Origin of the sequence: Cytobacillus sp. Bac17, from assembly GCF_024519925.1 — a bacterium.
Classification (GTDB): Bacteria; Bacillota; Bacilli; order Bacillales; family Cytobacillaceae; genus Cytobacillus; species Cytobacillus pseudoceanisediminis.
On the sequence record NZ_JALJRC010000146.1, the window covers coordinates 1 to 205 of the forward strand.

Genomic DNA, 205 nt, shown 5'->3' on the forward strand with positions numbered 1-205 from the left:
TGCCTGCCTGTCACGCAGGAGGTCGCGGGTTCGAGTCCCGTCCGGACCGCCATTTACATAATCTGCTTCATCTAAAATCGATTGGAAAATCGGGAAGAAGCCAAATTTTGCTTAGGCAAAATAACTTAATAAGGCTCAGTAGCTCAGTCGGTAGAGCAAAGGACTGAAAATCCTTGTGTCGGCGGTTCGATTCCGTCCTGAGCCA

The 205-nt window shown here is 49.3% G+C and carries 1 tRNA gene; it reads left to right on the forward strand.

The features are described from left to right. The first annotated feature begins 132 nt into the window (after positions 1-132). A tRNA-Phe gene (locus NR125_RS29560) sits at positions 133-205 on the forward strand.